Consider the following 24262-nt stretch of genomic DNA (forward strand, 5'->3'; position numbering starts at 1 on the left):
GCTACCCTTCCCCCGTGACCATCCAGGACTACGCCACGTACATCGCGGGACTCCCCCGTGTCCTCGTCGGGGCCGCCGCGCTCTTCCGGGACGCGCGGGGGCGGGTGCTGCTCGTCGAGCCGAACTATCGCGAGGGGTGGGCGCTGCCCGGCGGGACCGTCGAGTCGGACGACGGGGAGACGCCGCGGCAGGGGGCCCGCAGGGAGACGGCCGAGGAGATCGGGCTCGACGTCACGCTCGGGCCGCTGCTCGCCGTGGACTGGGTGCCGCCCGGCCCCGAGCGGAGCCGGCCGCCGCTGGTGGCGTACCTGTACGACGGCGGGGTGCTCGACGCGGAGCGGCTGGGGGCGATCAAGCTCCAGGAGGAGGAGCTGCTGTCCTGGCGGCTGGTCGCGCCCGAGGACCTCGCGCGGCACCTGCCCGTCCCGCTGGAGCGCCGGGTCGCCGTCGCCCTCGACGTGCTGGCGAACGGCGGTGGCCCCGCCGAGCTGGAGGACGGGCACCGGGTCGCCGGCTAGGCCGGCGGGGAGAGGTGCGACGGCCGCTCCCGGCCGGAACCACGGGCGGCCCGGCGTCGGCCGCCGAACCGCCGTCGCTCCCGGAACCACGGTCGGTTCTGGAGCGGAACCGCGGTCGGTCCTAGAACAGCACGTCCTCGCCGCCCCGTCCCGTGCCGCCGCCCTCGAAGGCGAGCAGCCGCTGCTTGCGGTCGAGTCCGCCGCCGTAGCCCGTCATGCTGCCGTTGGCGCCGATGACGCGGTGGCAGGGGACGATGACGCTGATCGGGTTCTTGCCGTTGGCGAGGCCGACCGCGCGGGACGCGCCGGGTCTGCCGATGGCCTCGGCCAGTTCGCCGTACGAGCGGGTCTCGCCGTACGGGATCTGCCGCAGCGCCTCCCAGACCGTCTGCTGGAACGGCGTGCCGTCGAGGCGCAGCGGCAGGTCGAACTCCCGCAGCTCACCGTCGAAGTAGGCCGCCAGCTGGCGGATCGTCTCGCCGAACGGCGTCGCGTCGCGGTCGCCGAAGGTCTCCTGCGGCGGGCGGTGGCGGTGGTCGGTCATGTAGAGGGCGCTCAGGACGCCGTCGGTGGCGACCAGGGTGAGCGGCCCGTAGGGGCTGTCGATGAGGGTGTGCAGGCGTTCCATGAGTGCGTTCCTAAGGCGAGGTGTCAGAGGGTGTCGCCGGGATCTGCGCGGGTCGGCCCGCGGAGATCCCGGACGTACCCCTAGGCGGGGAGGAAGTTGATCGGGTGGTCGTCGACCGCCCACAGGTACTGGACGGCGTAGGCACGCCAGGGCCGCCAGGCCGCGGCGCGCGCGGTGAGCGCGGCCGGGGTGTGCGGCAGGCCGAGCTCCTGGGCTGAGCGGCGGATGCCGAGGTCGGAGGGGAGGAACGCGTCGGGGTCGCCGAGCGCCCGCATCGCGATCACCTCGACCGTCCAGGGCCCGAAGCCGGGCAGCGCGGTGAGCCGGGAGCGGGCCTCGTCCCAGTCCCGCTCCACGCCCAGTCCGATGCTGCCGTCGGCGAGGTGGCGGACCAGTGTGGTCAGGGTGGCGCGGCGGCTGCGGGGCAGGGCGAGCGACTCCGGGTCGAGCGCGGCGAGCGCCTCGGGGCCGGGGAAGAGGTGGGTCAGGCCGCCCTCGGGGTCCTCGACCGGCACGCCGTGCGCGGTGACCAGGCGGGCCGCGTGGGTGCGGGCGGCGGCCGTGGAGACCTGCTGGCCGAGGACGGCGCGCACGGCGAACTCGGCCTCGTCGACGGTGCGCGGCACGCGGCGCCCCGGCGCCTTGTCGACGAGCGGCGCGAGCAGCGGGTCGGTCCGCAGCAGGCCGTCGACCGCCGCGGGATCGGCGTCCAGGTCGAGCAGGCGGCGGCAGCGGCTGATGGCGATGGTCAGGTCCCGCAGGTCGGTGAGGCCGAGCCGGCAGCCGATGTGGTCGGGGTGCGGGGTGAGGGCGACGACGCCGTGCCCGTACGGGAGGCTCAGGGTGCGGCGGTAGGCGCCGTCCCGCCATTCCTCGACGCCGGGCACGGCGGTGGCGGCGAGGTGGCCGAAGAGGTTGTCGGGGTTGAGGGGCGCACGGAACGGCAGCCGCAGCGAGAGGACTCCGCCGGGCGCGGCGGCGGGCGCCCCGGGCCGCTTCGGCGCGCGGGCACGCAGCTCGCCGGGGGCCAGCGCGAAGACCTCGCGGACCGTGTCGTTGAAGGTGCGGATGGAGGCGAACCCGGCGGCGAAGGCGATCTCGGCCATCGGCAGGTCGGTCGTCTCGATGAGCAGCCGTGCGGTCTGGGCGCGCTGGGCGCGGGCGAGCGCGAGCGGTCCCGCGCCCAGCTCGGCCCGGAGCTGGCGCTCGACCTGGCGGGTGCTGTAGCCGAGGCGGGCGGCCAGGCCGGGGACGCCGTCGCGGTCGACGACGCCGTCGGCGATGAGACGCATGGCGCGGGCCACGAGGTCGGCCCGCCGGTTCCACTCCGGGGAGCCCGGGCTGCTGTCCGGGCGGCAGCGCTTGCAGGCCCGGAACCCGGCCTGCTGGCAGGCGGCGGCGCTCGGGTAGAACGTCATGTTCTCGGCCTTGGGCGGTACGACCGGGCAGCTGGGGCGGCAGTAGATCCGGGTGGTGACGACGGCCGTGAAGAACCAGCCGTCGAACCGGGCGTCCTTCGACTGAACGGCGCGGACACAGCGCTCGGTGTCGGTGTGCATGCGGTCAAGGATCGCGGATCGCGCCCGGTCCGGCTGGCGGAAATCCGACATGGACGTCGCGCTGCCCAGGCCTTTTCCCCGGCACCCGTTACTCCTGGTCGGCTTGGCCTGCCTGATCGGCCTGGCCTGCCTGGCCTGCCTGGTCGGGCTCGTCGGGCTCGTCGGCCTGCTCGGCGAGGGCCGCGGCGAACGCCTCGTGCGCCTCGTGGCCGAAGAGCACGAACCGGACCTCGTCGAACAGCGCGGGATCCGCGGCCTCGCGGACCGTGCGGACGGCGATGCGCGCCGCGTCGTCCAGGGGCCAGTGGTAGACGCCGGTGGAGATCGCGGGGAAGGCGACCGTGCGGGCGCCGAGCTCGGTGGCGACGCGCAGGGACTCGCGGTGACACGACACGAGGAGCGCCGAGCGGTCCTCGCCGGCCGACCAGACGGGCCCCACGGTGTGGATCACGTGCGCGGCGTCGAGCCGGCCCGCGGTGGTGGCGACGGCGTGCCCGGTGGGCAGCCCCTTGCCGTACTGCGCGGCGCGCAGCGCTCGGCACTCGGCGAGGATGTCGGGGCCGCCGCGCCGGTGGATGGCTCCGTCGACACCGCCGCCGCCCAGCAGGGAGGAGTTGGCGGCGTTGACGAGGGCGTCGGCCCGCTGCTGGGTGATGTCTCCCTGGACCAGGGTGATGCGGACGGTCACGAGGTGCTCCTGAGCCTCTTCCACACGGCCTTGGCCGCGTTGTGCCCGGACATGCCGTGCACGCCGGGGCCCGGCGGGGTGGCGGACGAACAGATGAAGACGGCGGGGTGCCGGGTGGCGTACGGGAAGAGGGTGGGCCTCGGCCGCAGCAGCAGCTGCAGTCCGCTCGCCGCGCCGCAGGCGATGTCGCCGCCGACGTAGTTGGCGTTGCGCGCGGCGAGTTCGGGCGGGCCCGCCGTGGCGCGGGCGAGAACGCGGTCGCGGAAGCCGGGGGCGAAGCGTTCGAGCTGCCGCTCGATCGCGTCGGTGAGGTCGCCCTGCCAGCCGTGCGGAACGTGTCCGTAGGCCCAGAAGACGTGCTTGCCCTCGGGGGCGCGGGAGGGGTCGACGACCCCGGGCTGGACCGTGATCAGGAAGGGCGCGTCCGGCGCGCGGCCCTCGCGCGAGGCGGCGCGCAGTGCGGTGCCGATCTCCTTGCTGCTCGCGCCGATCTGCACGGTCCCGGCGGCGCGCGGCGCCTCGGCGGTCCAGGGGACGGGCCCGTCGAGCGCGTAGTCGATCTTGAAGGCGGCGGCGCCGTACCGGTATCCCTCGAAGCTGCGGCCCAGGCCCGCGATCCTGGCGAGGGCGGTCGGCGAGGTGTCGAAGACGTAGGCGCGGGCGGGCGGCAGGTCGTCGAGACGCTTGACCTCGTAGTCCGTGTGGACGGTCCCGCCGAGGTCCTTCAGGTACGCGGTGAGCGCGTCGGAGACGGCCTGCGAGCCGCCGCGGGCGACGGGCCAGCCGCGGGCGTGTGCCGCCAGCGCGAAGACCAGGCCGACAGCACCGGTGGCGATGCCGTCGAGCGGCGCGATGACGTGCGCGACGAGCCCGGCGAACAGGGCGCGGGCCCGCTCGTCGCGGAAGCGCCGCATCAGCCAGGTGGCCGGCGGGATCCCGGCGAGGCCGAACCGGGCGAGCGTCGCGGGGTCGCGCGGCAGCGAGGTCGCGGGCAGGGACATGAAGTCCCGCAGCAGGGTGTCCCAGCGGGGCAGGAAGGGCTCCACGAGCCGTCGGTAGGCCCCCGCGTCGCGCGGCCCGAACGAGGCGGCGGTCTCGGCGACGGAACGGGAGAGCACGGCGGCGGTGCCGTCGGGGAAGGGGTGGGCCATGGGCAGCGGGGGCTGCAGCCACTCCAGTCCGTACCGGTCCAGGGGCATGGCGCGGAACGCCGGGGAGTTGATCCCCAGCGGGTGGGCGGCGGAGCAGGGGTCGTGGCGGAAGCCGGGCAGCGTCAGCTCCTCGGTGCGGGCGCCGCCTCCCACGGTGTCCCTGGCCTCGAAGACGGCCACCGAGAAGCCGCGGCGGGCCAGCTCGACGGCAGCGGTCAGACCGTTCGGTCCCGCCCCCACGACGACGGCATCAAGCATCGACGGCACCTTCGGGCTCCTTTGTCAGCCGATGGCCACTGGCGCCCAGGATAGGACGGGGCACCGGCAGGGCCCCTCGAGCCCCTCTCAGGCGCCGGCCGCGAGCAGGTCCCTGACCCGGCGGGCGGTCGCGGCGTCGCGCGCGGCGGTGAACGGCAGTGCGTTGCCCCCGCCGATGCGGAACGGCTCGCCCGTCAGCGTCAGGTCGGCGCCGCCCGCCTCGGTGACGAGCAGCAGCCCGGCGGCGTGGTCCCAGGCCAGCTCCCAGGAGAACGCGACGGCGTCCAGCGCGCCCCTGGCGATCGCCAGGTATTCCAGGCCGGCCGAGCCGCACGGCCGGGGGCGCACGCCGTCCGTGCGCAGGCCGAGCAGGGCGCGCTTCTGGTCGTCGGTGGTGTAGTCCGGGTGGGAGGTGGCCACCTCGATGTCCGCGCCCGGCGCGGGCGAACCCGCCTGGAGACGGCGGCCGTTCAGCCAGGCGCCCTCGCCGCGGACCGCCACGGCGAACTCGTCCAGTGCGGGGGCGAACGTCCAGGAGGCCTGGACCTCGCCGCGCACGGCGAGGGCGACGAGCATGCAGAAGCCCGGGTCGCCGTTCACGAACTGGCGGGTCCCGTCGACCGGGTCGACGATCCAGACCGGCGCCTCTTCCCGTATCGCCCCGTACGTCGACGGGTCCGCGTGCACGGCCTCCTCGCCGACGACGACCGAGCCCGGGAGCAGCGCGGCGAGGTCGGCCGTCAGCCGCTCCTCGGCGCGCCGGTCGGCGACGGTGACCATGTCGTGCGGACCGCTCTTCTCCACGATGTCGCCCTCGGCGAGCTGCCGGAACCGGGGGGTCACCTCCGCCGCGGCGGCCTTGCGAAGGGCCTCTTCCACGTCACGTACACCCTGCGTCAGAAAGTCTTCGATCATGTGTCCATGAGAGCACGCTGCGCTGACAACGCGTGCGGCCCGCACCAACGCGGCCTGAACCCCGGGTGAACCCCTGGGGTGCACCCGGGCCCGCCCCGGCCGGTCAGCGGCCCACCGCGTACCCCTGCATCCCTCGCGCGTTGGCCGCCCCCGACAGCACCCCGGTCCGCGGATCCCGCGCCACCGCGCACAGCCGGCCCTCCGACCAGGCGCCGCCCACCGTCACGTCATGGCCCCGCCGCCGCAGCTCCGCCACGACTTCGGGGGCCGTCCGTGACTCCACGGTCAGGCTCCCGGCGCGCATCTCGCGCGGGTGGAACGAGCCGGGGAAGGCGTCCGTGTGCCAGCTCGGCGCGTCGATCGCGCCCTGGAGGTCGAGTCCGCCCCGTACGGAGTCCCGCAGCACGACCCCCAGGAAGAAGTGCACCTGCCACTGGTCCTGCTGGTCGCCGCCGGGCGTTCCGAAGGCCAGCACCGGCACGCCGTCCCTCAGCGCGAGCGACGGCGTCAGCGTGGTCCGCGGCCGCCGCCCGGGCGTCAGGGAGTTCGGCAGGCCCTCCTCCAGCCACGTCATCTGCAGCCGTGTCCCGAGCGGGAACCCCAGCTCGGGCACGACGGGGTTGGACTGCAGCCAGCCGCCGCTCGGCGTCGCGGACAGCATGTTCCCCCAGCGGTCGACGATGTCGACGTGGCAGGTGTCGCCGCGCGTCCCGCCGTCCCCGGCCACCGTCGGCTCCCCCGCACCGAACGCGGCCCCGCCGTCGGCACCGGGGGCACGTCCGGCCGCCGCCCCGCGCGCGTGCACGGACAGGCGCGGCGCACGACCGCCGGGCGCGCCGGGGCGCAACTCGTAGGACGCCTTGTCCCCGACGAGCGCGCGCCGGGTCGCGTTGTACGCGGCGGAGAGCAGGTCGTCCACCGGCACGCCGCCGTCGGCGCCCTCCCCCGCGTCCCCGTACCAGGCCTCCCGGTCGGCCATGGCGAGCTTGCAGCCCTCGACCAGGAGATGGACGTACGCGGCGGACCCGTACGCCGGGAGCTCCTCGGCGCGCGCGGGCAGCAGCGCGAACTGCTGCAGGAACGCAGGTCCCTGGCTCCAGCCGCCCGCCTTGCACAGCGTCCAGCCGTTCCAGTCGTAGGTGACGGGGTCCTCGTAGCGGGCCGACCAGCCGCGCAGGTCCTCCGCCGTGAGCGTGCCGACGTGCCGTTCGCCGCTCGTGTCCAGGGTCGGCCGGCCCGCCTGCCGCACGAGGGCCTCGGCGATGAATCCGCTCCGCCAGATCTCGCGCGCGGCCTCGATCTGCGCCACGCGCGCGTCGGACCCGGCCCCGGCCTGTGCCTGTGCCTGTGCCTGTGCCTCGGCTATCAGCCGCCGCCAGGTCGCGGCGAGCGCCGGGTTGCGGAACAGCTCGCCGGGGCGCGGGGAGCGCCCGCCGGGGAGGTAGACCTCGGCCGAGGAGGGCCATTCGCGCTCGAAGAGCTCCCGTACCGTCTCCACGGTCTCGCCGACCCGCTCCACGGGCGCGTGCCCGTCCTCCGCGTACCCGATCGCGTACGTGAGGACGTCGGCGAGCGACTTCGTGCCGTGGTCGCGCAGGAGCAGCAGCCACGCGTCGAAGGCGCCCGGCACCGCCGCGGCGAGGGGTCCGGTGCCGGGCACGAGGTCCAGGCCGAGGGAGCGGTAATGGGCCACCGTGGCACCGGCCGGGGCGCCGCCCTGGCCGCAGAGCACCCGCACGTCGCCGCCCGCGGGCGCGAGGATGATCGGCACCTCGCCCGCGGGGCCGTTCAGATGGGGTTCGACCACGTGCAGGACGAACCCGGCGGCGACCGCGGCGTCGAAGGCGTTGCCGCCGTCCTCCAGTACGGCCATCGCGGACTGGGAGGCGAGCCAGTGGGTGGACGACACCATGCCGAAGGTGCCCTGCAGGGTGGGGCGCGTCGTGAACATGATCAGCAGGCTAGCTTCAGCCACGGCGCGGGTCACGAGCCGGAGCGGAAGCGGTCGGTCCGCGGAGGCGGTGGCTTCGCGGAGGCGGTCGGTCCGTGAAGTCGCGACGGCCGTGGACAGTCCTGAAACCGCAACGGCGGTGGTCAGCCCCGAAGCCGCAACGGCCGTGTTCAGCCCTGAAACCGCAACGGCCGTGTTCAGTCCGGGAAGAGGGACCCGATGCGGTCCGCCGCCGCCCGCAGGCCGGTGAGCCGTTCGGCGCCCGGCGCGTGCGGCCCCGGCCGCGGCGACCAGCCGGGGCCGGCGACCAGCACGGTGGGATGCGTCCTCGCACCCCGCACGCCCCACTCCGCCGAGGTGACGAGGTGCACGAGGGCCCGGTCGGCGGTGTTCCGCGAGTGGGCCCAGAGCACCACGGCCGACGGGCCGATCCGGCGCACCGCCTCGTACAGGGCCTCCGCCGGGAGCGCGGCGCCGAACATCCTGGTGGGCACGCCCCGTTCGCCGAGGACCGCGGTGAGGGCCTCCAGCGGGAGGGTGTGCTGTTCGGCGGGCACACAGGCGAGCAGGACGGGGGCATCCCCGCCGGCTTCCGGCGCCGCGCCCCAAGGCCGCCGCAGGGCCGAGGAGACGTGCCAGGAGAGCAGGTGCTCCACCTCCACGTACCGTTCGCCGGACGAGGCCCACTTGCGGCCGATCGCGTGCAGGGCCGGAGCCATCACCTCCTCCCACGCGACGGTGACCCCGTGGTCGGCGAGCGTGCTGCGCAGTTGCGCCTCGACGGCCGGCGCGTCGAGCCGCACGGCCGCGCGGGCGAGGCCCCGGCACTCCTGACGGACGTTGCCGAGCGGGAGCGCGCCGGGGTCGCTGTGCTGCCGGGCGCGCGGGACCCGCGCCTCCGTGGCGGCTTCCCGCAGGGCGACCCGCGCGGCCTCGGCGGGCGGGACGCCGAGCGCGGTCAGGCGGCACATCTCCTCGACGCGGACCACGTCGACGGGGGTCCAGCGGCGGTGCCTGCCGTGCTCGCGGTGGGCGGGGCCGATGCCGTACCGCCGTTCCCACGAGCGCAGCGTGGTGGGTGCGACGCCCAGTCTGCGGGCGACGGATCCTGTGGTCAGCGCGGCGTCGACGGCGCTGTGCCGGGCGGGGCCCGGCCACCCTGTGGCTCCCATCCCGGCACGATACGACGCACAACCGCTGCAGGTTGCCGCTCTCACCGTCTGTCACCAATCTGGGGTGGACTCCGTCGGTTCCGGAGGATGTACGCATCGACGGGGAGTAGACGTCACGGCGGCGTCCGACGCCGACGGCGCGCCGTCAGGGGCGGCGCGGGGAAGGTGCATCCACGCTCGCCCCCAGGGGTGAAGTACCGGGCATTCGACGTCTGTTGGAGGCAGGGAGATGGAACTCACGGGTGCCCGTGTCCTGGTGGCCGGCGCCACCGGGGTCCTCGGCGGCCTCGCCGCCCGGGCCCTGGCGGAGCGGGGCGCGCGGGTGGCGCTGGCCGGCCGCAATCCGGTGCGGCTCGCCGCGCTCGCCCGGGACCTCGGCGGCTGTCCGGCGCGGAGCTTCGAGGCGTGCGACCTGGACCAGTGCTCCGCGCTGGGTCCGTGGGCGACGCGGGTGCTGGCGGGGCTCGACGGGGTTCTGGTGACGGTGGGGACCGCGGGCTTCGGCGCCGTGGAGGACGTGTCGAACGAGGTGGCCGGTCACCTCCTGACGGTGAACGCGCTGTGCCCCATGGCCATTCTGCGCGGCGCGTCGTCGCTGGTGAGCGACAAGGGGTTCCTGCTGGCGGTCACCGGAGCGGTGGCGGACCGGCCGCGCGCGGGAGCGGCCGTGGAGCACGCGGCGCCCGGCCTCCGCACCGCCCGCGCCCCCGCCCCCGCCCTCGGCACCGGCACCGGCACCGGCACCGACCGCACCACGCCGAGCAGGGCCCGCACCACGCCGAGCACCGACCGGGCCGACTCCATGATGGGCAGGGACAACGCCCGTACGGACATCGCCAGTTACCTCGCGGGCACCGCCGACTACACCGCCTCCAAGGCGGCCTTGAGCAGCTGGCTCGGCGTGCTCGCAGCGGAGCTCGCGCCGCGCGCCGTGACGGTGCTCGACATCCGCGCGCCACGCCTGGAGACCGGCGCCACCGGGCGCAGGGCCCCCGGACGGCCGCCCGCGCTCCCGAACGAGGCCGCCGCCCTGGACGCGGCGCGTGCCCTGCTGGACCGGATCACCTCCGCGTGAGCCGCCCCGCCGCGCGCCACGCCCGGCCGCGCGCCCGTCAGTCGATCCCCCGGGCCCGCTTGAACCGGCTGAGCCCGTCGGCCAGTTCGAGGAGCGGCTCGGGGTAGTCGTAGCCCGCCCGCTCCCGCGCGGGGAGCTTCCACGGCTCGTGGACGGCGGCGCCCCGCAGGTCGCCGAGTTCGGGCACCCAGCGGCGTACGTACGTACCGTCCGGGTCGTACCGCCTGCCCTGGCGGACGGGGTTGAGGACCCGGTTCGGGCGGCTGTCCGTGCCGGTGCCCGCCACCCACTGCCAGTTGAGCTGATTGTTGGCGACGTCGCCGTCGACGAGCAGCCGGCGGAAGTGGCGGGCGCCCACCCGCCAGTCGACGTAGAGCGTCTTGGCCAGGAAGGCGGCCGTGAGCAGCCTGCCGCGGTTGTGCATCCAGCCCTCGTGCGCCAGCTGGCGCATCGCGGCGTCGACGACCGGGTACCCCGTGCGGCCCTCCCGCCAGGCGTCGACGTCCTCCCGGGCCGAGGCCTCCGAGCGCCAGCGGTCGCCGCGCGTGCGGTAGTCGGCGGTCGACGCGGCCGGGCGGGCGGCGAGCACCTGGTGGTGGAAGTCGCGCCAGCACAGCTGCCGGACGAAGTCCTCGGCGCCCCGCGACGCGCGGTGGCGGGCATCCCGGACGAGCTCGGCGCAGGACAGCGTGCCGAAGTGCAGGTGGGGCGAGAGCTTCGACGTGGCGTCGCCCGCCAGGTCGTCGTGGCGGTCCCCGTACGCGTCGATGCCGTCGGTGGCATCGCTCAGCCACGCCTTCCAGCGGGCCCGGCCGACACTCTCCCCGCCCCGGGCGAGCCCCGGCGAGAGGCCGTGCACGTCGTCGCGGGCCGGGAGGGCGTGCGAGCGGACGCCGTCCGGGACGCGCACGGTGCGCGGGGCGGCGAGGACACCGCGTACGCCCTGCGCGGACCAGCGGCGGAAGTACGGGGTGAAGACGGCGAAGTGGTCGGAGTTGGCGGGCGTCACGGCGCCGGGTTCGAGCGCGGTGATCACGGCGTCGTGGACGTACAGGCGCCGCCCGTCGCTCTCCAGGGCCTTGCGCAGCGCCTGCTCGCGCTCGTGCGCGAACCGGCTGACCCCGGCCGCCATGTGCACCTCGTCGGCGTCGGTCTCCTCGACGACGGACCGCACCTGGTCGACGAGGCCGCCCGCGCGCACGACGAGCCGGCCGCCGCGGTCCCGCAGCTGCCCGTCGAGGTCGGCCAGGCAGTCGGCGAGGAACGCGTCCCGGTTCGGGCTCGCGGGACCCGCGTCCGCGACGGCCCGGTCGAGGACGAAGAGCGGCACCACCGCGTCCGCGCCCGTGACGGCGGCGCGCAGCGGCGGATGGTCGTGCACCCGCAGGTCGGAGGTGAACAGGACGACCGAGATGGACATGGTGCGGACTCCAGGGCCGGGCGTGGGGGGCGGGTGCTGCGTCTTCACCCTCTCTTCGGCCGCTTCCCCCGCCGGGGATGCACCGCCCGGCGGATCCCTCGCACGGCACACGGAAGCGCACGGAAAAGGACATTCCCTCTCTCGGCTAGCGTTGGGGGACGATTCGGAACATCGGGCAGGGGCGGCTGGTCCCGCGGGCGGCATGGAGGAAGCACGGTGCACGGTGAGTACAAGGTCCCCGGCGGCAAGCTCGTCGTGGTGGATCTGGACGTCGAGGACGGCGCGCTGCGCCGTACGCGGGTGGCCGGTGACTTCTTCCTGGAGCCCGACGAGGCACTGGAGACGATCAACGGCGCGCTGGATGGCGCCCCCGCGGAGACGGACGCGGCCGGTCTCGCCGCCCGGATCGACGCCGCGCTCCCCGAGGGCACCGTCATGTACGGCCTGACGTCGGAGGGTGTCGGGGTGGCCGTGCGCCGGGCCCTGGCGCACGCGACGGACTGGACGGACTACGACTGGCAGCTCATCCACGAGGGGCCGCAGCCGCCCGCGCTGCACATGGCGCTGGACGAGGTGCTCACCCAGGAGGTCGCGGCGGACCGGCGACCGCCGACGCTGCGCGTGTGGGAGTGGGCCTCCCCCTCGGTGATCATCGGCAGTTTCCAGTCGCTGTCCAACGAGGTGGACCCGGAGGGCGCGGCGCGGCACGGCATCGAGGTCGTGCGGCGGATCTCGGGCGGCGGCGCGATGTTCGTGGAGCCCGGCAACACCATCACGTACTCGCTGTCCGTCCCCGACGCCCTGGTCCAGGGGCTCTCCTTCCAGGACAGCTACGCCTACCTGGACGACTGGGTGCTCGGCGCGCTCGCCGACATGGGGATCAAGGCGTGGTACCAGCCGCTCAACGACATCGCGACGGACGCCGGGAAGATCGCCGGTGCCGCGCAGAAGCGCACGGTGTCGGCCGGGGGCGGCGCGAGCGCGGTGCTGCACCACGTGACGATGTCGTACGACATCGACGCGGACAAGATGCTCGACGTGCTGCGGATCGGCAAGGAGAAGCTGTCCGACAAGGGCACCCGGAGCGCAAAGAAGCGGGTCGACCCGCTGCGCCGGCAGACCGGGCTGCCCCGCGAGGCGGTCATCGACCGCATGATCGACTCCTTCCGGGGGCGCTACGGCCTGTCCGAGGGGAAGGTCACCGAGGAGGAGATGGCCCGCGCGCAGGAGCTGGTGCGGACGAAGTTCACGACCGCGGAGTGGACGGCGCGGGTGCCGTGACGGGAGCGTGCGGCGCGCGGGTGCCGTGACGGGAGCGTGCGGGCGCGCGCGGCTGACGTGTCGTCAGGATGCCGGGCTGCGCTGCCACGCGGTCGTGCCGAGCATGCCGGTCTCGCCGATGTCGAGGCCGCCGTCCGGTTCGACGGTCCGGCGCGGGGCGCCCTTGCCGGGGCCGATCTCCACGTAGACGCCGCTGCCGCGCCGGGTGCCGGCGTCCACGGCCGAGTACCGCCACACCAGCGAGGTGTACGCGGACTGCCCCGGTTCAAGGGCGATGCGGCGCGGTCCCGGGTCGTCCATGGTGGTGACCGGCTCCGTCCCCTTGAGCACCGTCACGGCGAACAGCTCGCGGTCCAGGCCGCGGACGCGGATGTCCGGGTAGCCGTCGACGGTGCGCACGCGGTCGCCGCAGTTGGTCGCCGTCACGGACATCGCGCGCAGGCCCATGGCCGCCGTGACCATGCCGGGGGACATCGTGAGGCCCGACCGGGGACAGCGTCCGGTGGCGGTGGCCGACGGGCGGCGCTCGCCGGGGCGGCCCGCCACGGACCCGCTCGGGCCCGCGATGACCGGCGGGGTGCCGAGCCCGGTCGGCGCGGTCGCGTTCGCCCCGGACGGTGTCGCCGCGGACGGTGCGGACGGTGTCGCCACGGGATCCGACGCGCGCCCCGGGTTCATCTCGCGGTCCAGCTCCTCGGACAGGCCGCAGCCCGCCAGGAGCAGGCCGGCGGCGGCGAGGGCGGCGGCGCGGCGGACGGAGCTCGGGACGGCGGTCACGCCGAGATCATGCCATGGCCAGGGGTCGCGGCCATGGCGGGTGACCGGCCGCCGTCAGGCGAACTCCGGGATGACCGAGGCCCCGTAGGCGTCGATCACCTCTTCGCGCGCGTCGTGCATCGCGTACAGCGCGAACTGGTCGACCCCCAACTCCCGCAGCTCCCGCAGCCGTTCGAGATGCCGCTCGACGGGACCCAGCAGGCAGAAGCGGTCGACGATCTCGTCCGGCACGAACGCGGTGTCGGGGTTGCCGGTCCGGCCGTGGTGGCTGTAGTCGTACCCCTCGCGGGCCTTGATGTACGCGGTCAGGGCCTCGGGGACCATGGCGGAGTGCTCGCCGTACTTGGCGACCAGGTCGGCGACGTGGTTGCCGACCATCCCGCCGAACCAGCGGCACTGCTCGCGGGCGTGCGCGAGGTCGTCGCCGACGTAGGCGGGCGCGGCCACGCAGATCTTCACGTCCGCCGGGTCCCGCCCCGCCTCGGCCGCGGCGTCCCGCACCGCCTTGACCATCCACTCCGTCAGATACGGGTCGGCGAGCTGCAGGATGAAGCCGTCGGCGCGGCGGCCGGCGAGCGCGAGGGCCTTCGGGCCGTACGCCGCCATCCACACCGGCAGCTTTCCGTTCCGTACCCACGGCAGCCGCAGGGTCTGCCCGCCGACGTCCGCCGAGCGCCCCTCGGCGAGGTCACGGATGACACCGATCGCCTCGTCCAGCCGGGCCAGGGTGTTGGGCTTGCGTCCGGCGACGCGCATCGCGGAGTCGCCGCGCCCGATGCCGCACACCGTGCGATTGCCGTACATGTCGTTCAGCGTGGCGAAGGTGGAGGCGGTGACCTCCCAGGTCCTGGTGCCCGGGTTGGTGACCATGGGGCCGACGGTCATCCGGGTGGTGTGTTCGAGGATGCGGCTGTAGATGACGAACGGCTCCTGCCAGAGCACCGCGGAGTCGAACGTCCAGCCGTAGCCGAAGCCGTTGCGCTCCGCGCGGCGCATCAGGCCGACGACCTCCGATGCGGGCGGGTCGGTCTGCAGTACGAGTCCGAAATCCATGACCCGGCTCCTTACACGAAGGCGAAACACAGGGGCACACCCGGGCACGGCGCGGGGCGGACGAACACCTCGCAAGCCGTCCGAGGAGGGACAATCCTCGACTTGTTGCGGGGGCTTGGCAAGAGGGACTCGACGCGCGTCCGGCTACGGTTTCGTCCGTCGCGGCCGCACGCCTTCGCCCGTCCGGGTGGCCTCCCGAGCCCCCGCCGTCACCGGGCCAGGGCGGCCGGACCCGGTACGGCGCGATCGGGGGCGCCGAGTCCGCCGAGTTCGCCGAGTTCGCCGAGTTCGCCCAAGTCATCCAGGTCGTCGCGGCCGGCCGGTCGGATCCGGCCACGGTCCAGGGTGACGATCGCGTCGGCGGCGGCGAGGCCGGACCGCTCGTGCGTGACCAGGAGCGTGGTGCGCCCGCGGGTGGCGTCCAGGATGTCGGCGAGGACGGCGGCGGCGGTGTCCGGGTCGAGTCCCTCGGTGGGTTCGTCCAGGACGAGGACGGGCGGGTCGGCGAGCAACGCGCGGGCGAGCAGCAGGCGTTGGCGCTGACCGCCGGACATCGTGGCGCCGTCGCCGCCGAGCACGGTCTCCCAGCCGTCGGGCAGCGACTCGATCCAGTCCAGGATCCGTGCCCTGCGGGCCGCGTCGCGCAGCTCGGCGTCGGTGGCGTCCGGCGCCGCGAGGACCAGGTTGGCGCGGATCGAGGCGTGGAAGACGTGCGCGTCCTGGGTCATGCCGGTGATGGCGCGGCGGGCGTCGGCGCCCGCGCAGGCGCTCAGCTCCTGCCCGCCGACGCGGATGCTGCCGGACTCGTAGGGGACGAACCGCATGAGCGCGGCGATCAGCGTCGATTTGCCGGAGCCGCTGGCGCCGAGCAGCGCGACGCGGTGTCCGGCGGGGAGCCGCAGGCTGACGCCGTCGAGGGCGGCGGGTCCGCCGGGGAGGTGGCGGACCCGCAGGTCGGTGAGGGTGACGTCGAGCGGGCCGTGGGCGGGCAGCGGGGCCGGCTCGACGGGGTCGGTGACCGGCGCCGGGGTGTCGAAGAGGTCGGCGAGGCGCCGGGCGGAGGCCCGCACCTCGGCGAGGCGCCGGGCGGCGGCGGGCAGCGGCGCGAGGGCCTCGAAGGAGACCAGCGCGAGGACCGCGAGGACGGTGAGCTGGACGGCGGGCAGGTCGCCGGCCGCGTGGGCGCGCAGCGCGAGCCAGGTGACGCCGACCGTCGCGACGGCCTGCAGCCCCAGGACCACGGCCTGGGCGAGCGAGGTGGTCAGCGCCTTGTGGCGCTCCTGGGCGGCGATGGTGGCGGTGACGCGGCGGGACCTGTCGTGGACGCGGCCGCGGGCGCCGTACACGGCGAGGTCGGCGGCGCCCTGGGTCAGGTCGACGGTGACGGCGGCGAGTTCGGCGCGCGCCGCCTTCTCCGCGCGGCCCGCGCGCCGGGACAGGGCGAGCACCAGGGCGGGCACGAGGATGCCGGCGACGGCGAGCAGGACGCCGAGCAGCAGTCCGGCGCCGGGCAGCAGCGCGGCGGCCGTGCCGGTGGCGGCGACGGCGACCACGCAGGCGGCGGTGGCCGGGATCATGACGCGCAGCAGCAGGTCCTGGGCGGCGTCGACGTCGTCGACCAGGCGGGTCAGCAGGTCGCCGCCGCGGAAGGCGGGGGTGCCGGCCGGGGCGAGCGGCACCAGCGACTCGTACACCCGGGCGCGGAAGCCGGCGACGGCGCGCAGCACGCCGTCGTGGCCGACGAGCCGGTCGATGTAGCGCAGCGCGCCGCGTCCGAGGGCCAGGGCCCGCACGGCGACGATCGCGACGCTGACGGCGGCGAGGTCGGGCTGTTCGGCGGCGCGGGTGATCAGCCAGGCGGCGGTGGCCATCAGCGCGGCGGCGGCGAGTTCGCTGCCGGCGGCGGCGAGCGCGGCGGGCAGCAGCCTGCGCCAGTACGGGAGCAGGTGCCGCAGCAGCCGGACGGTGGGGCGTGGCGCGCGGGCGGCGGCCCTGGCGTACGAGGAGGTCATGAGGCCACCAGCCTTTCCGAGGGAGCGAGGGCGGCGGCGGGCGCGGCCGGGGCCTGCGGTGCGGGGTCGGGGAGGGCGGGGTCGGGAAGGGTGATGCCGCCCGCTCGTACCGTGATGACGCGGTCGGCGTGGGGCAGCAGGCTGGTGCGGTGTGCGACGACGATCGAGGTGCGGCCGCGCATGAGGGCGACGGTGGCGCCCGTGACGGCGGCCTCGCTCTCGGGGTCGAGGTGGGCGGTGGGTTCGTCGAGGAGGAGGACGGGGGCGTCCTTCAGGAAGGCGCGGGCCAGGGCGATGCGCTGGCGCTGGCCCGCGGAGAGCCCGGCGCCGTGCTCGCCGAGCAACGTGTCGTAGGCGGCGGGGAGTTCCTCGATGAAGAGGTCGGCGGACGCGGCGCGGGCCGCTCGCCCGACCTCTTCGTCGCTCGCGTCGGGGCGGCCGAGGCGGATGTTGTCGGCGACGGACGCGGCGATGAGGTGGGGGCGCTGGGGCACCCACGCCACCTGGCGGAACCAGTCGTCGGGGTCGAGCGCGGCGAGGTCGGTGCCGCCGATCTCGACCCGGCCCGAGGTGGGGGTGACGAAGCCGAGGAGCAGGGAGAGCAGGGTGGTCTTGCCGGCGCCGCTCGGGCCGATCAGGGCGATGTGCTCGCCGGGCGCGACGGTGAGGCGGACGTCGCGCAGGGCGGGGCCCGCGCGGTCGGGGTACTGGACGGTGACGTCGTGGAGGGTGAGGGGGGCGGTGCGGGCGTCGGGGGCGGGGGCGCGGTCGGCGGCGGGGGCCGGGGCGTCGTCCTCGTCGTCGAGCGCCGCGAAGACGCGCTCGGCCACCGAGATGCCCTCGGCGCTGTCGTGGAAGGCGGCGCCCATGGCGCGCAGCGGCAGGTACGCCTCGGGGGCGAGGAAGAGGACGACCAGGGCGGTGTGCAGGCCGACGTCGCCGTGCAGCAGCCGCAGTCCGACCGGGACGGCGACGAGTGCCACGGAGAGGGTGGCGACGGTCTCCAGGACCAGGGAGGACAGGAAGGCGACGCGCAGGGTGCGCATGGTGGCCCGCCGGTGGGCGTCGGCCATCTCGCGGACCACCTTGGTCTGGTGGTGCTCGCGGCCGAAGGCGCGCAGGGTGGGCAGTCCGGCGACGACGTCGAGGAAGTGACCGCCGAGACGGGACAGCAACCGCCATTGGCGGGCGGTGCGTTGGGCGGTGTGCAGGCCGACGAGGGCACCGAACACGGGGATCAGCGGCAGGGTGATGACGATGATCAGGGCCGAGGTCCAGTCGGTCAGGAAGACCCAGGTGACGACGGTGAGGGGGACGACCGCGGCGCCCGCCGTGGTGGGCAGGTAGCCGACGACGTAGGGGTCGAGGGCGTCGAGGCCGCGGGTGAGCAGGGTGGCCGTCTCGCCGTGCCTGCGGGCGGCCAGGCGCAGCGGGTTGGTGTGCTGCAGGCGTCCGGTGATGCGGTCGCGCAGGGTGCGCTTGGCCGCGGCCGCGGCGCGCTGGGCGAGCACGCCGCGGAGCCAGGCCAGCAGGGCGCGCAGGGCCATGACGGCGCCCAGCGCGGCCAGTGTCCCGGTGCGCACGCCGTGTCCGGCGAAGCCGTCCGCGAGGGCGGTCGCCAGCAGGACCGCCTGGGTGACGATGAGCCCGGCGCCCGCCAGGGCCAGGACCGAGGAGGTCGTCATGTGGCGCCGCAGCACTGGGATGTCCCGCATCAGGCGGCGTTCGACGGGCTTCATCGTGGGGGTCCCTCTCGTTGCTTTTCCGGGGTCAGAAGTAGCTGGGGTGGCGCCGGCCCGTGCGCCCCCGGAAGGCCCACCAGCTCCAGAACTGGTAGGCGAGGATCGTCGGGACCACCAGGACCCCGAAGCCGCTGAGGATCTTCAGGGTGGCGTCGTCCGTGATGGCGTGGTCGATGTCCAGGCCGGTGCCGGCCGACGTGATCAGGAGGTACGGGTAGTGGCCCGCGCCCACGAGCAGTACCGGCAGCGCGGTGGCGCAGCAGGTGGCGGCGAACGCCAGGACGTCGTTGCCTCGGGTGAGGTACCACCAGGCGGCGCCGAGCGCGGCCGCGATCAGGGCGGCGATGATCGCCGAGGTGGCGCGGTTGGTCATCGAGGCGCCCGCTCCGAAGAGGGTGAGGAGCAGGGCGAGGGCGCCCACCGCGGCGACGCCGACCAGCAGGTTGGCGGCTGTCCCGCGTGCCTTGGCGGCGAGTTCGGGGCCGGAGCGCAGGGCGACGAAGGCCGCGCCGTGCGCCGCGAAGAGGAGCGCGGTGGTGACGCCGCAGGCCAGCACGAACGGCGAGAACACGTCGCCGAAGCCGATGTGGAAGCTGCCGTCGGCGCGCCGGGGCACGCCGTGCAGCAGCAGTCCGACGACGAGTCCCCAGGCGACGGCGGGCACGCCGCCGCCGACGACGATCAGGACGTCCCACGCCCGGCGGCCGCGGGCGCCGTGCGAGCGGCGGCGCAGCTGGACCGCGGCGTTGCCGAGGACCAGGCCGGCGAGGATCGCGACGATCAGGGGGTACAGGCCGGACAGCAGGGTGCCTTCCAGGTGCGGGAAGGCACCGAACAGGACTCCGGCGAAGGCGACCAGCCAGACCTCGTTGCCCAGGAAGAACGGCGCGATGGCGTCGAGGGCGGCGTTCCCGCTGGTGCGCTTCTCCTCCTCACCGTCGCGGCCGAGGAAGGGGTGCAGCATCTGCGCGCCGTAGTCGTAGCCGCCGAGCACAAAGTACCCGGCGAGTAGCAGGCCCAGCAGGGCCAGCCAGACGGTCTCCAGACTCATCTCGCTCAACTTTCCGTTACAGCAGGGGAGGTCATCTCGGGTGGGGGGGGAACGGGTCGGCCCGGCCGGGGGTGCGGGGCCGACCCGGGTCAGAAGGCGGGTACCGGCTGCTTCTCCTCGGTGCTGTCCCCGGGGCCGCCCGGCACGTCGTCCGGGAGCGGCTCGGTGACGCCGAGCTGGGTGGCGTCGGGGCCGCGCAGGGCGAACTTGGTGATCAGCGTCCAGTTCGTCACCGCGAGGGCGACGAAGATGGCGATGAACAGCGTGCAGGACACCAGCAGTGAGGTCTTGCCGACGTGCGAGAGGGCGTCCTCGACCGTCAGCTGGCCGTAGACGATCCAGGGCTGGCGGCCGACCTCGCGCACGACCCAGCCGCCCACCGAGGCGATGAAGGGGAAGGGGATCGTCGCGACGAGGATCCAGGAGGCCCACCGCCAGCGCATCAGCCGGTCCTTCCACAGCAGGACGAGCGCGATGAGGGTGATGGTGGACACGGTGTTGCCGATGAGCGTCATGGCGTCCATCGAGAACCGCATCGTGTCCTGCCAGGGCACGTAGTTGCCGGGCCCGTGCTCCTTGACGAGCTGGGCCTGCAGTTCGGCGACGCCGCTGTTCTCCAGGACCGCGTCCTTCATGGGCTGGGTGCGCTCGATGATCGGGCGCTGCATCTCGCCGACGACGACGACGAAGAAGGAGGCGACGGTGGAGACCCACAGTCCGAGCTTCAGGGAGCTGCGGAAGAGCTCGGTCTCCTTGGTGTGCCGCAGGAGGTGGTAGGCGCTGATGCCCGCGACGAAGACGCCGCCCGTGGTCAGCGCGCCCAGCGCGAGGTGCAGGAGGGCGACCAGGGCGCTGGAGTTGGTGAGCAGCGCGCCGAAGTCGGTGAGGTAGGCGGCTCCGTCGCGCACCTCGTAGCCGACCGGGTGCTGCATGAAGCCGTTGGCGATCAGGATCCAGTACCCGGAGGCGTAGGCGGTGAGGGCGACCAGCCAGATCAGCGTGACGTGCACGCCTCTGCGCAGCCGGCCCCAGCCGAAGATCCACATGCCGAGGAAGGTGGACTCGGCGAAGAAGGCGATGAGGGTCTCGAGGGCCAGCGGGGCGCCGAAGACGTTGCCCGCGAACTTGCTCAGACCGCTCCAGCTGAGCCCGAACTGGAACTCCATGACGAGGCCGGTGACGATGCCGACCGCGTAGTTGATGACGTAGAGCTGGCCCCAGAAGCGGGTCTTGCGCTCCCGGAGGGCTCTCTTTTCGGGATCACGGGTGAACGCGGCCCGGCTGTGCATGATCGCCACGATGGGGACGAGCCCCATGGTGAGGATCACGAACAGCCAGTGGATGCCGGTCGTGGCCGCGAACTGGAGTCGGGCCAGATCCGCAGCGCTCATGATGCGACCTTCCTGGGGGGACGGTGGCCGGTGGGTCGGCGGGGTCGGGGTGGAGGTGGACGGCTCCGGCAGGGGCCGATGGTCCGGTGCGGGGCCGCCGCTTCGCGTGTGCAGGTGCCGGGCGCCGTTGCCCGCCACCTGTGCGGTGACCTCGATGAAAACCGTAGAGAGAATTCCTTATGCATTCCAAGACCGGTTTTGCCATGTGATGATGACCGGGAAGGCATAAGCAAAGGTGGACCATGGATCTTCTGCAGTTGCGCCACTTCCAGGCCGTCGCCCGTTTCGAGCACATCAGCCGTGCCGCGGAGGAGCTGCGCGTCGCCCAGCCCTCGCTGAGCAGGACCGTCGCCCGCCTGGAGGCAGAGCTCGGCGTCCCGCTCTTCGACCGCCAGGGCCGGCGCATCCGGCTCAATCAGTACGGCGCGGTCTTCCTGCGGCACGTCGACCGCGCCCTGAGCGAGCTCGACGACGCCCGCAGGGCCCTGAGCGACGCCCGCGACACGGCCCTCGGCCGGGTCGGCGTCGCGTCCGAGACCCTGCTGACCATCACCCATCTGCTCGGCAGCTTCCGCGCCGCCTACCCCCGCGCCGACGTGCGGCTCTACCAGTCCAACGCGGAGGAGATGGACCGCCAACTGCGCGCCAGGGAGGTCGACTTCTGCGTCGCCTCACAGCCGCTGACCGGCGCCGACCTCGACTCCATCGAGCTGGCCCGCGAGGAGGTGCTGCTCGCCGTGCCGCGCGGCCACTGGCTCGACGGACAGGAGAGCGTGACGATCCGGGAGATCGCCGCCGAACCGTTCGTGACCACCCGCCCCGGCCAGTGGCAACGCACCCTCCTGGACCGGCTGTTCGCCTCCGAAGGGCTCACGCCGCTGCTGTCCTGCGAGGGCGACGAGCCGGGCGCGAGCCAGGACATGATCAGCGCCGGCCTCGGCATCGGGCTCATCCCGGCGATCTCCCGGCAGGCCGGAACCGACTCCCAGGTCCCGGTCGCCTGGGTGCACGTGAACGCGCCCGACTGCAGCCGGGTGCTCACCCTGGTGTGGAACCGCGACACGTACCTGTCCGACGCGGCCGTCAAGTTCCGCGAGTTCACCACCAGCAGGCCCTTCATGACCCACCGCCTGCCCGATTCCCGCCGCGGCCGCGCCCGCCGCACCGGGAGCTGACCGACCGCGCGCCCGGGCCCCGGCCGCCCGACACGCCCCTGGAACCCGGTCGTTCGACCGGGTTCCTGGCTTTGGCCGGAACTGGTTTGGTACGCTCCGCAGCGCTGCCACTTCCCTGGCCCAGGACGTCGCGTGTCCCGAAGGCCAGCGTGTGAGGGCGAGTCGACAGGGGTGTCGCGTCCCCCATCGTCCGCCGGCCGCGCCATCTCCACCTTCCTTTTTCCGTCTGCCAGGCATCCGTGTCCCGGCACGCCTTCGCGCACGCCCGGATGCACCGAGGAGTTCCGTCATGCCCAAAATCACGTACGTCGCCGTCGACGGGGACCAGACTTCGATCGACGTGCCCGAAGGCACGAGCGTCATGCGCGGCGCCGTGTTCAACGACATCGACGGCATCGTCGCCCAGTGCGGCGGCAACATGCAGTGCGCCACCTGCCACGTGTACGTGGACGAGACCACCCTCGACAAGCTGGAGGCGCCCAAGGAGCGGGAGGACGAGATGCTCGACTTCACCGCCTGCCCGCGCCGGCCCAACAGCCGGCTGAGCTGCCAGCTCAAGTCGAGCGACGCCCTGGACGGCCTCATCGTCCACCTCCCCGAGCGGCAGAACTGATGGCGGACACCACCGGCCACCCCGAGTCGGTCGTCGTCGTGGGCGCGGGCCAGGGCGGCTACCAGACCGCCGCGTCCCTGCGCGAACACGGCTACCCGGGCCCCATCACCCTCATCAGCGCCGAGGACGCCCTGCCCTACGAGCGTCCGCCGCTGTCCAAGGCGTACCTCAAGGGCGAGGCGGACGAGGCCCAGCTGTGGCTGCGGCCCGCGACGTACTACGTACGCCAGTCCATCGACCTGGTCGCGGGCACCGTGACGGAGATCGACCCTGCGGCGCGCACGGTGCGCCTGGCCGACGACTCCGTCTACGCCTACGGCCATCTGGTCCTCGCCACCGGATCGACCCCGCGCACGCTCGGCGTGCCGGGCGCCGAACTGCGCGGTGTGCACACGCTGCGCACCGCGCGGGACGCCGCCGCGCTGCAGTCCTCGCTGGCCGGGGCGCGCCGCGCGGTGGTGGTGGGCGCCGGGTTCATCGGGCTCGAATTCGCCTCCGTGGCACGGCAGGCGGGCGTCGAGGTCACGGTCGTCGAGGCCCTGGAGCGCCCGCTCGCCCGGGTCGCGTCCGCGCCGACCGCGGAGCACTTCACCCGGCTGCACCGCGCCAACGGCACCCGGCTGCTGTTCGGCCAGGGGGTCAAGGCCCTGCACGGCGAGGGCCGTTCGGGGGTGACCGCGGTGGAGCTCACGGACGGCACCCGGCTCCCCGCCGACCTGGTCCTGGTCGGTGTCGGCGTCACCCCGCGCACGGAGCTGGCCGCCGCGGCCGGGCTGCCCGTGGACGGCGGGATCAGCGTCGACGCGCGGCTGCTGACCGGTGACCCGCACATCTCGGCGATCGGCGACTGCGCCGCCTTCCCGCAGGTGCGCTCCGGGAACCGGCGGCGCCTCGAATCGGTGCAGAACGCCGTCGGCCACGCCCAGTCGGTCGCCCGGCGGCTGACCGGCGCGCCCGACGCGTACGGCGAACTGCCCTGGTTCTGGAGCGATCAGTTCGCCACGACCGTGCAGATCGCGGGGTTCGACGAAGGGCACGACACGGAGGTGGTCCTCGGCGACGACCCCGAGGCGTTCTCCGTGCTCCTCTTCCGCGGTGACGCGCTGCAGGCGGTCGAGTCCGTCAACCGGCCCACCGATCACATCGCGGCGCGCCGTCTGCTGACGCAGGGCACCGCGCCGACGCCCGCCGAGGCGGCGGTGCCCGGGTTCAGCCTCAAGGACCACCTGCGCGGCCTCACCAGGGGCGGGACGGAGGCACCCGTACCGCTGTGATGCCGGCACCGGCGGCGGCCGGGCATCCCCTTTCCGGGATTCCCGCCGCCCGCCGGTCCGGGGCCGCTCCCCGGACCCTGTGATGTGTTGCGGAATTCTTTCCGCCTGTTGCGGCTTGTTTGCCTCTTGTTTCGGCGGGGCTTTTCCCGAGCCCGCCTTTTGCCATCCTAAATTCTGCGTCGCGCGCCGATGCGGGCGCGCCTCATTCGAGGTGGAAAGCGCTTCGACGTCATGAGCAAAACACTTGGACGCTGTTGATTCGACCCGTCGTATCCGGCAGGATCGCTGAAGGCCGACGGGGGGCCCAGCGATTGCTGCGCGTGTTCCCCGTACCGCATCCGGTATCCGCAGAGGGGACACCCATGCCTGATTCCATTCCTGTCCAGTTTCTTCTGGACGAGTATCCGGAGGACATTCCGGCGCCGGTGATCAAGCGCACGGAATTATCCATCTGACCCCCCACTTTTTACCGCTGGATCGGAGTACGTCATGGAAGACGTTATACGGGAGATTCGTATCCGCGGGGCGTTGCAGCAGCCGGACTGGGGCGATCTGTCG

20 protein-coding genes are annotated in these 24262 nt (G+C 74.1%); 6 read left to right on the plus strand and 14 right to left on the minus strand.

Going from position 1 to position 24262, the window contains the following annotated elements; translation table 11 throughout:
- Window positions 1–14: 14 nt before the first annotated feature.
- Window positions 15–518: an NUDIX domain-containing protein gene (locus tag ACFYXE_RS36510; protein ID WP_389320316.1), complete on the plus strand. Its 504-nt coding sequence runs from the start codon at window positions 15–17 to the stop codon at window positions 516–518.
- Window positions 519–639: 121 nt separating this feature from the next.
- Here the strand turns inward: ACFYXE_RS36510 and ACFYXE_RS36515 are convergent, their stop codons facing one another.
- The 7 genes from ACFYXE_RS36515 to ACFYXE_RS36545 all read right to left on the minus strand — a co-directional run bounded on the left by ACFYXE_RS36515 (window position 640) and on the right by ACFYXE_RS36545 (window position 8840).
- Complete coding sequence (locus tag ACFYXE_RS36515) at window positions 640–1146, minus strand: methylated-DNA--[protein]-cysteine S-methyltransferase (protein ID WP_361174588.1); 507 nt, start codon at window positions 1144–1146, stop codon at window positions 640–642.
- A gap of 80 nt (window positions 1147–1226) precedes the next feature.
- Entirely contained in the window at window positions 1227–2705 is a 1479-nt protein-coding gene (locus tag ACFYXE_RS36520) for an AlkA N-terminal domain-containing protein (RefSeq protein WP_389320321.1), read from the minus strand.
- An 88-nt stretch (window positions 2706–2793) separates the two neighbouring features.
- On the minus strand, window positions 2794–3393 hold the full coding sequence (locus ACFYXE_RS36525; protein WP_389320324.1) for an O-acetyl-ADP-ribose deacetylase: 600 nt from the start codon (window positions 3391–3393) through the stop codon (window positions 2794–2796).
- Window positions 3390–4802: a phytoene desaturase family protein gene (locus ACFYXE_RS36530; RefSeq protein ID WP_389320327.1), complete on the minus strand. Its 1413-nt coding sequence runs from the start codon at window positions 4800–4802 to the stop codon at window positions 3390–3392. The genes ACFYXE_RS36525 and ACFYXE_RS36530 overlap by 4 nt, the downstream gene beginning before the upstream one ends.
- An 87-nt stretch (window positions 4803–4889) precedes the next feature.
- A complete protein-coding gene (locus tag ACFYXE_RS36535; protein ID WP_389320330.1) occupies window positions 4890–5717 on the minus strand; it encodes an inositol monophosphatase family protein in 828 nt (275 codons plus the stop codon).
- A 103-nt stretch (window positions 5718–5820) separates the two neighbouring features.
- Window positions 5821–7668 carry a gamma-glutamyltransferase family protein gene (locus tag ACFYXE_RS36540; RefSeq protein WP_389320333.1) on the minus strand — a complete coding sequence of 616 codons (1848 nt, stop codon included), beginning with the start codon at window positions 7666–7668 and terminating at the stop codon, window positions 5821–5823.
- A 197-nt stretch (window positions 7669–7865) separates the two neighbouring features.
- On the minus strand, window positions 7866–8840 hold the full coding sequence (locus ACFYXE_RS36545) for a MerR family transcriptional regulator (protein WP_389320336.1): 975 nt from the start codon (window positions 8838–8840) through the stop codon (window positions 7866–7868).
- 229 nt (window positions 8841–9069) lie between these two features.
- Between ACFYXE_RS36545 and ACFYXE_RS36550 the strand changes: the two genes are divergently transcribed.
- Window positions 9070–9915, plus strand: coding sequence for an SDR family NAD(P)-dependent oxidoreductase (locus ACFYXE_RS36550; protein ID WP_389320339.1), 846 nt, complete (start codon window positions 9070–9072; stop codon window positions 9913–9915).
- A 37-nt stretch (window positions 9916–9952) separates the two neighbouring features.
- On the opposite strand, the gene ACFYXE_RS36555 is transcribed toward ACFYXE_RS36550, so the two are convergent.
- A complete protein-coding gene (locus tag ACFYXE_RS36555) occupies window positions 9953–11335 on the minus strand; it encodes a cryptochrome/photolyase family protein (RefSeq protein WP_389320342.1) in 1383 nt (460 codons plus the stop codon).
- Window positions 11336–11551: 216 nt separating this feature from the next.
- Between ACFYXE_RS36555 and ACFYXE_RS36560 the strand changes: the two genes are divergently transcribed.
- Entirely contained in the window at window positions 11552–12616 is a 1065-nt protein-coding gene (locus ACFYXE_RS36560; protein ID WP_389320345.1) for a biotin/lipoate A/B protein ligase family protein, read from the plus strand.
- A 63-nt stretch (window positions 12617–12679) separates the two neighbouring features.
- Here ACFYXE_RS36560 and ACFYXE_RS36565 read toward each other — a convergent pair whose 3' ends face one another.
- From ACFYXE_RS36565 to ACFYXE_RS36590, 6 genes are all read right to left on the minus strand, one after another.
- Window positions 12680–13393: a DUF4232 domain-containing protein gene (locus tag ACFYXE_RS36565; protein ID WP_389320348.1), complete on the minus strand. Its 714-nt coding sequence runs from the start codon at window positions 13391–13393 to the stop codon at window positions 12680–12682.
- A 54-nt stretch (window positions 13394–13447) separates the two neighbouring features.
- Window positions 13448–14446 carry a TIGR03842 family LLM class F420-dependent oxidoreductase gene (locus tag ACFYXE_RS36570; protein ID WP_361174616.1) on the minus strand — a complete coding sequence of 333 codons (999 nt, stop codon included), beginning with the start codon at window positions 14444–14446 and terminating at the stop codon, window positions 13448–13450.
- Window positions 14447–14655: 209 nt separating this feature from the next.
- A complete protein-coding gene (cydC, locus tag ACFYXE_RS36575; protein ID WP_389320351.1) occupies window positions 14656–16458 on the minus strand; it encodes a thiol reductant ABC exporter subunit CydC in 1803 nt (600 codons plus the stop codon).
- Window positions 16455–18197, minus strand: coding sequence for a thiol reductant ABC exporter subunit CydD (cydD, locus tag ACFYXE_RS36580; protein ID WP_389320354.1), 1743 nt, complete (start codon window positions 18195–18197; stop codon window positions 16455–16457). Before cydD ends, cydC begins: the two co-directional genes overlap by 4 nt.
- Window positions 18198–18228: 31 nt before the next feature.
- Complete coding sequence (gene cydB / locus ACFYXE_RS36585) at window positions 18229–19251, minus strand: cytochrome d ubiquinol oxidase subunit II (protein ID WP_389320357.1); 1023 nt, start codon at window positions 19249–19251, stop codon at window positions 18229–18231.
- Between the two features lie 89 nt (window positions 19252–19340).
- Complete coding sequence (locus ACFYXE_RS36590) at window positions 19341–20642, minus strand: cytochrome ubiquinol oxidase subunit I (protein WP_389320360.1); 1302 nt, start codon at window positions 20640–20642, stop codon at window positions 19341–19343.
- A 242-nt stretch (window positions 20643–20884) separates the two neighbouring features.
- Here ACFYXE_RS36590 and ACFYXE_RS36595 point away from each other — a divergent pair, with 242 nt between their 5' ends.
- The 3 genes from ACFYXE_RS36595 to ACFYXE_RS36605 all read left to right on the plus strand — a co-directional run bounded on the left by ACFYXE_RS36595 (window position 20885) and on the right by ACFYXE_RS36605 (window position 23704).
- Window positions 20885–21817 carry a LysR family transcriptional regulator gene (locus tag ACFYXE_RS36595; RefSeq protein WP_389320363.1) on the plus strand — a complete coding sequence of 311 codons (933 nt, stop codon included), beginning with the start codon at window positions 20885–20887 and terminating at the stop codon, window positions 21815–21817.
- A 289-nt stretch (window positions 21818–22106) separates the two neighbouring features.
- The gene (locus ACFYXE_RS36600) at window positions 22107–22430 is read left to right on the plus strand and encodes a 2Fe-2S iron-sulfur cluster-binding protein (RefSeq protein WP_389320366.1); all 324 of its coding nucleotides are present in this window, start codon (window positions 22107–22109) and stop codon (window positions 22428–22430) included.
- A complete protein-coding gene (locus tag ACFYXE_RS36605) occupies window positions 22430–23704 on the plus strand; it encodes an NAD(P)/FAD-dependent oxidoreductase (RefSeq protein ID WP_389320369.1) in 1275 nt (424 codons plus the stop codon). The genes ACFYXE_RS36600 and ACFYXE_RS36605 overlap by 1 nt, the downstream gene beginning before the upstream one ends.
- The last annotated feature ends 558 nt before the right edge of the window (window positions 23705–24262 follow it).

The organism is Streptomyces sp. NPDC002564 (genome assembly GCF_042889645.1).
Taxonomy (GTDB): domain Bacteria; phylum Actinomycetota; class Actinomycetes; order Streptomycetales; family Streptomycetaceae; genus Streptomyces.

Excerpts from the sequence above, each read along its gene's own strand:
- ACFYXE_RS36515 (WP_361174588.1), bottom strand. The coding sequence starts at position 1,146 with ATGGAACGCCTGCACACCCTCATCGACAGCCCCTACGGGCCGCTCACC.
- ACFYXE_RS36520 (WP_389320321.1), bottom strand. The coding sequence starts at position 2,705 with ATGCACACCGACACCGAGCGCTGTGTCCGCGCCGTTCAGTCGAAGGAC.
- ACFYXE_RS36530 (WP_389320327.1), bottom strand. The coding sequence starts at position 4,802 with ATGCTTGATGCCGTCGTCGTGGGGGCGGGACCGAACGGTCTGACCGCT.
- ACFYXE_RS36535 (WP_389320330.1), bottom strand. The coding sequence starts at position 5,717 with ATGATCGAAGACTTTCTGACGCAGGGTGTACGTGACGTGGAAGAGGCC.
- ACFYXE_RS36540 (WP_389320333.1), bottom strand. The coding sequence starts at position 7,668 with ATGTTCACGACGCGCCCCACCCTGCAGGGCACCTTCGGCATGGTGTCG.
- ACFYXE_RS36545 (WP_389320336.1), bottom strand. The coding sequence starts at position 8,840 with ATGGGAGCCACAGGGTGGCCGGGCCCCGCCCGGCACAGCGCCGTCGAC.
- ACFYXE_RS36550 (WP_389320339.1), top strand. The coding sequence starts at position 9,070 with ATGGAACTCACGGGTGCCCGTGTCCTGGTGGCCGGCGCCACCGGGGTC.
- ACFYXE_RS36555 (WP_389320342.1), bottom strand. The coding sequence starts at position 11,335 with ATGTCCATCTCGGTCGTCCTGTTCACCTCCGACCTGCGGGTGCACGAC.
- ACFYXE_RS36570 (WP_361174616.1), bottom strand. The coding sequence starts at position 14,446 with ATGGATTTCGGACTCGTACTGCAGACCGACCCGCCCGCATCGGAGGTC.
- cydC (WP_389320351.1), bottom strand. The coding sequence starts at position 16,458 with ATGACCTCCTCGTACGCCAGGGCCGCCGCCCGCGCGCCACGCCCCACC.
- cydD (WP_389320354.1), bottom strand. The coding sequence starts at position 18,197 with ATGAAGCCCGTCGAACGCCGCCTGATGCGGGACATCCCAGTGCTGCGG.
- cydB (WP_389320357.1), bottom strand. The coding sequence starts at position 19,251 with ATGAGTCTGGAGACCGTCTGGCTGGCCCTGCTGGGCCTGCTACTCGCC.
- ACFYXE_RS36590 (WP_389320360.1), bottom strand. The coding sequence starts at position 20,642 with ATGAGCGCTGCGGATCTGGCCCGACTCCAGTTCGCGGCCACGACCGGC.
- ACFYXE_RS36595 (WP_389320363.1), top strand. The coding sequence starts at position 20,885 with ATGGATCTTCTGCAGTTGCGCCACTTCCAGGCCGTCGCCCGTTTCGAG.
- ACFYXE_RS36600 (WP_389320366.1), top strand. The coding sequence starts at position 22,107 with ATGCCCAAAATCACGTACGTCGCCGTCGACGGGGACCAGACTTCGATC.
- ACFYXE_RS36605 (WP_389320369.1), top strand. The coding sequence starts at position 22,430 with ATGGCGGACACCACCGGCCACCCCGAGTCGGTCGTCGTCGTGGGCGCG.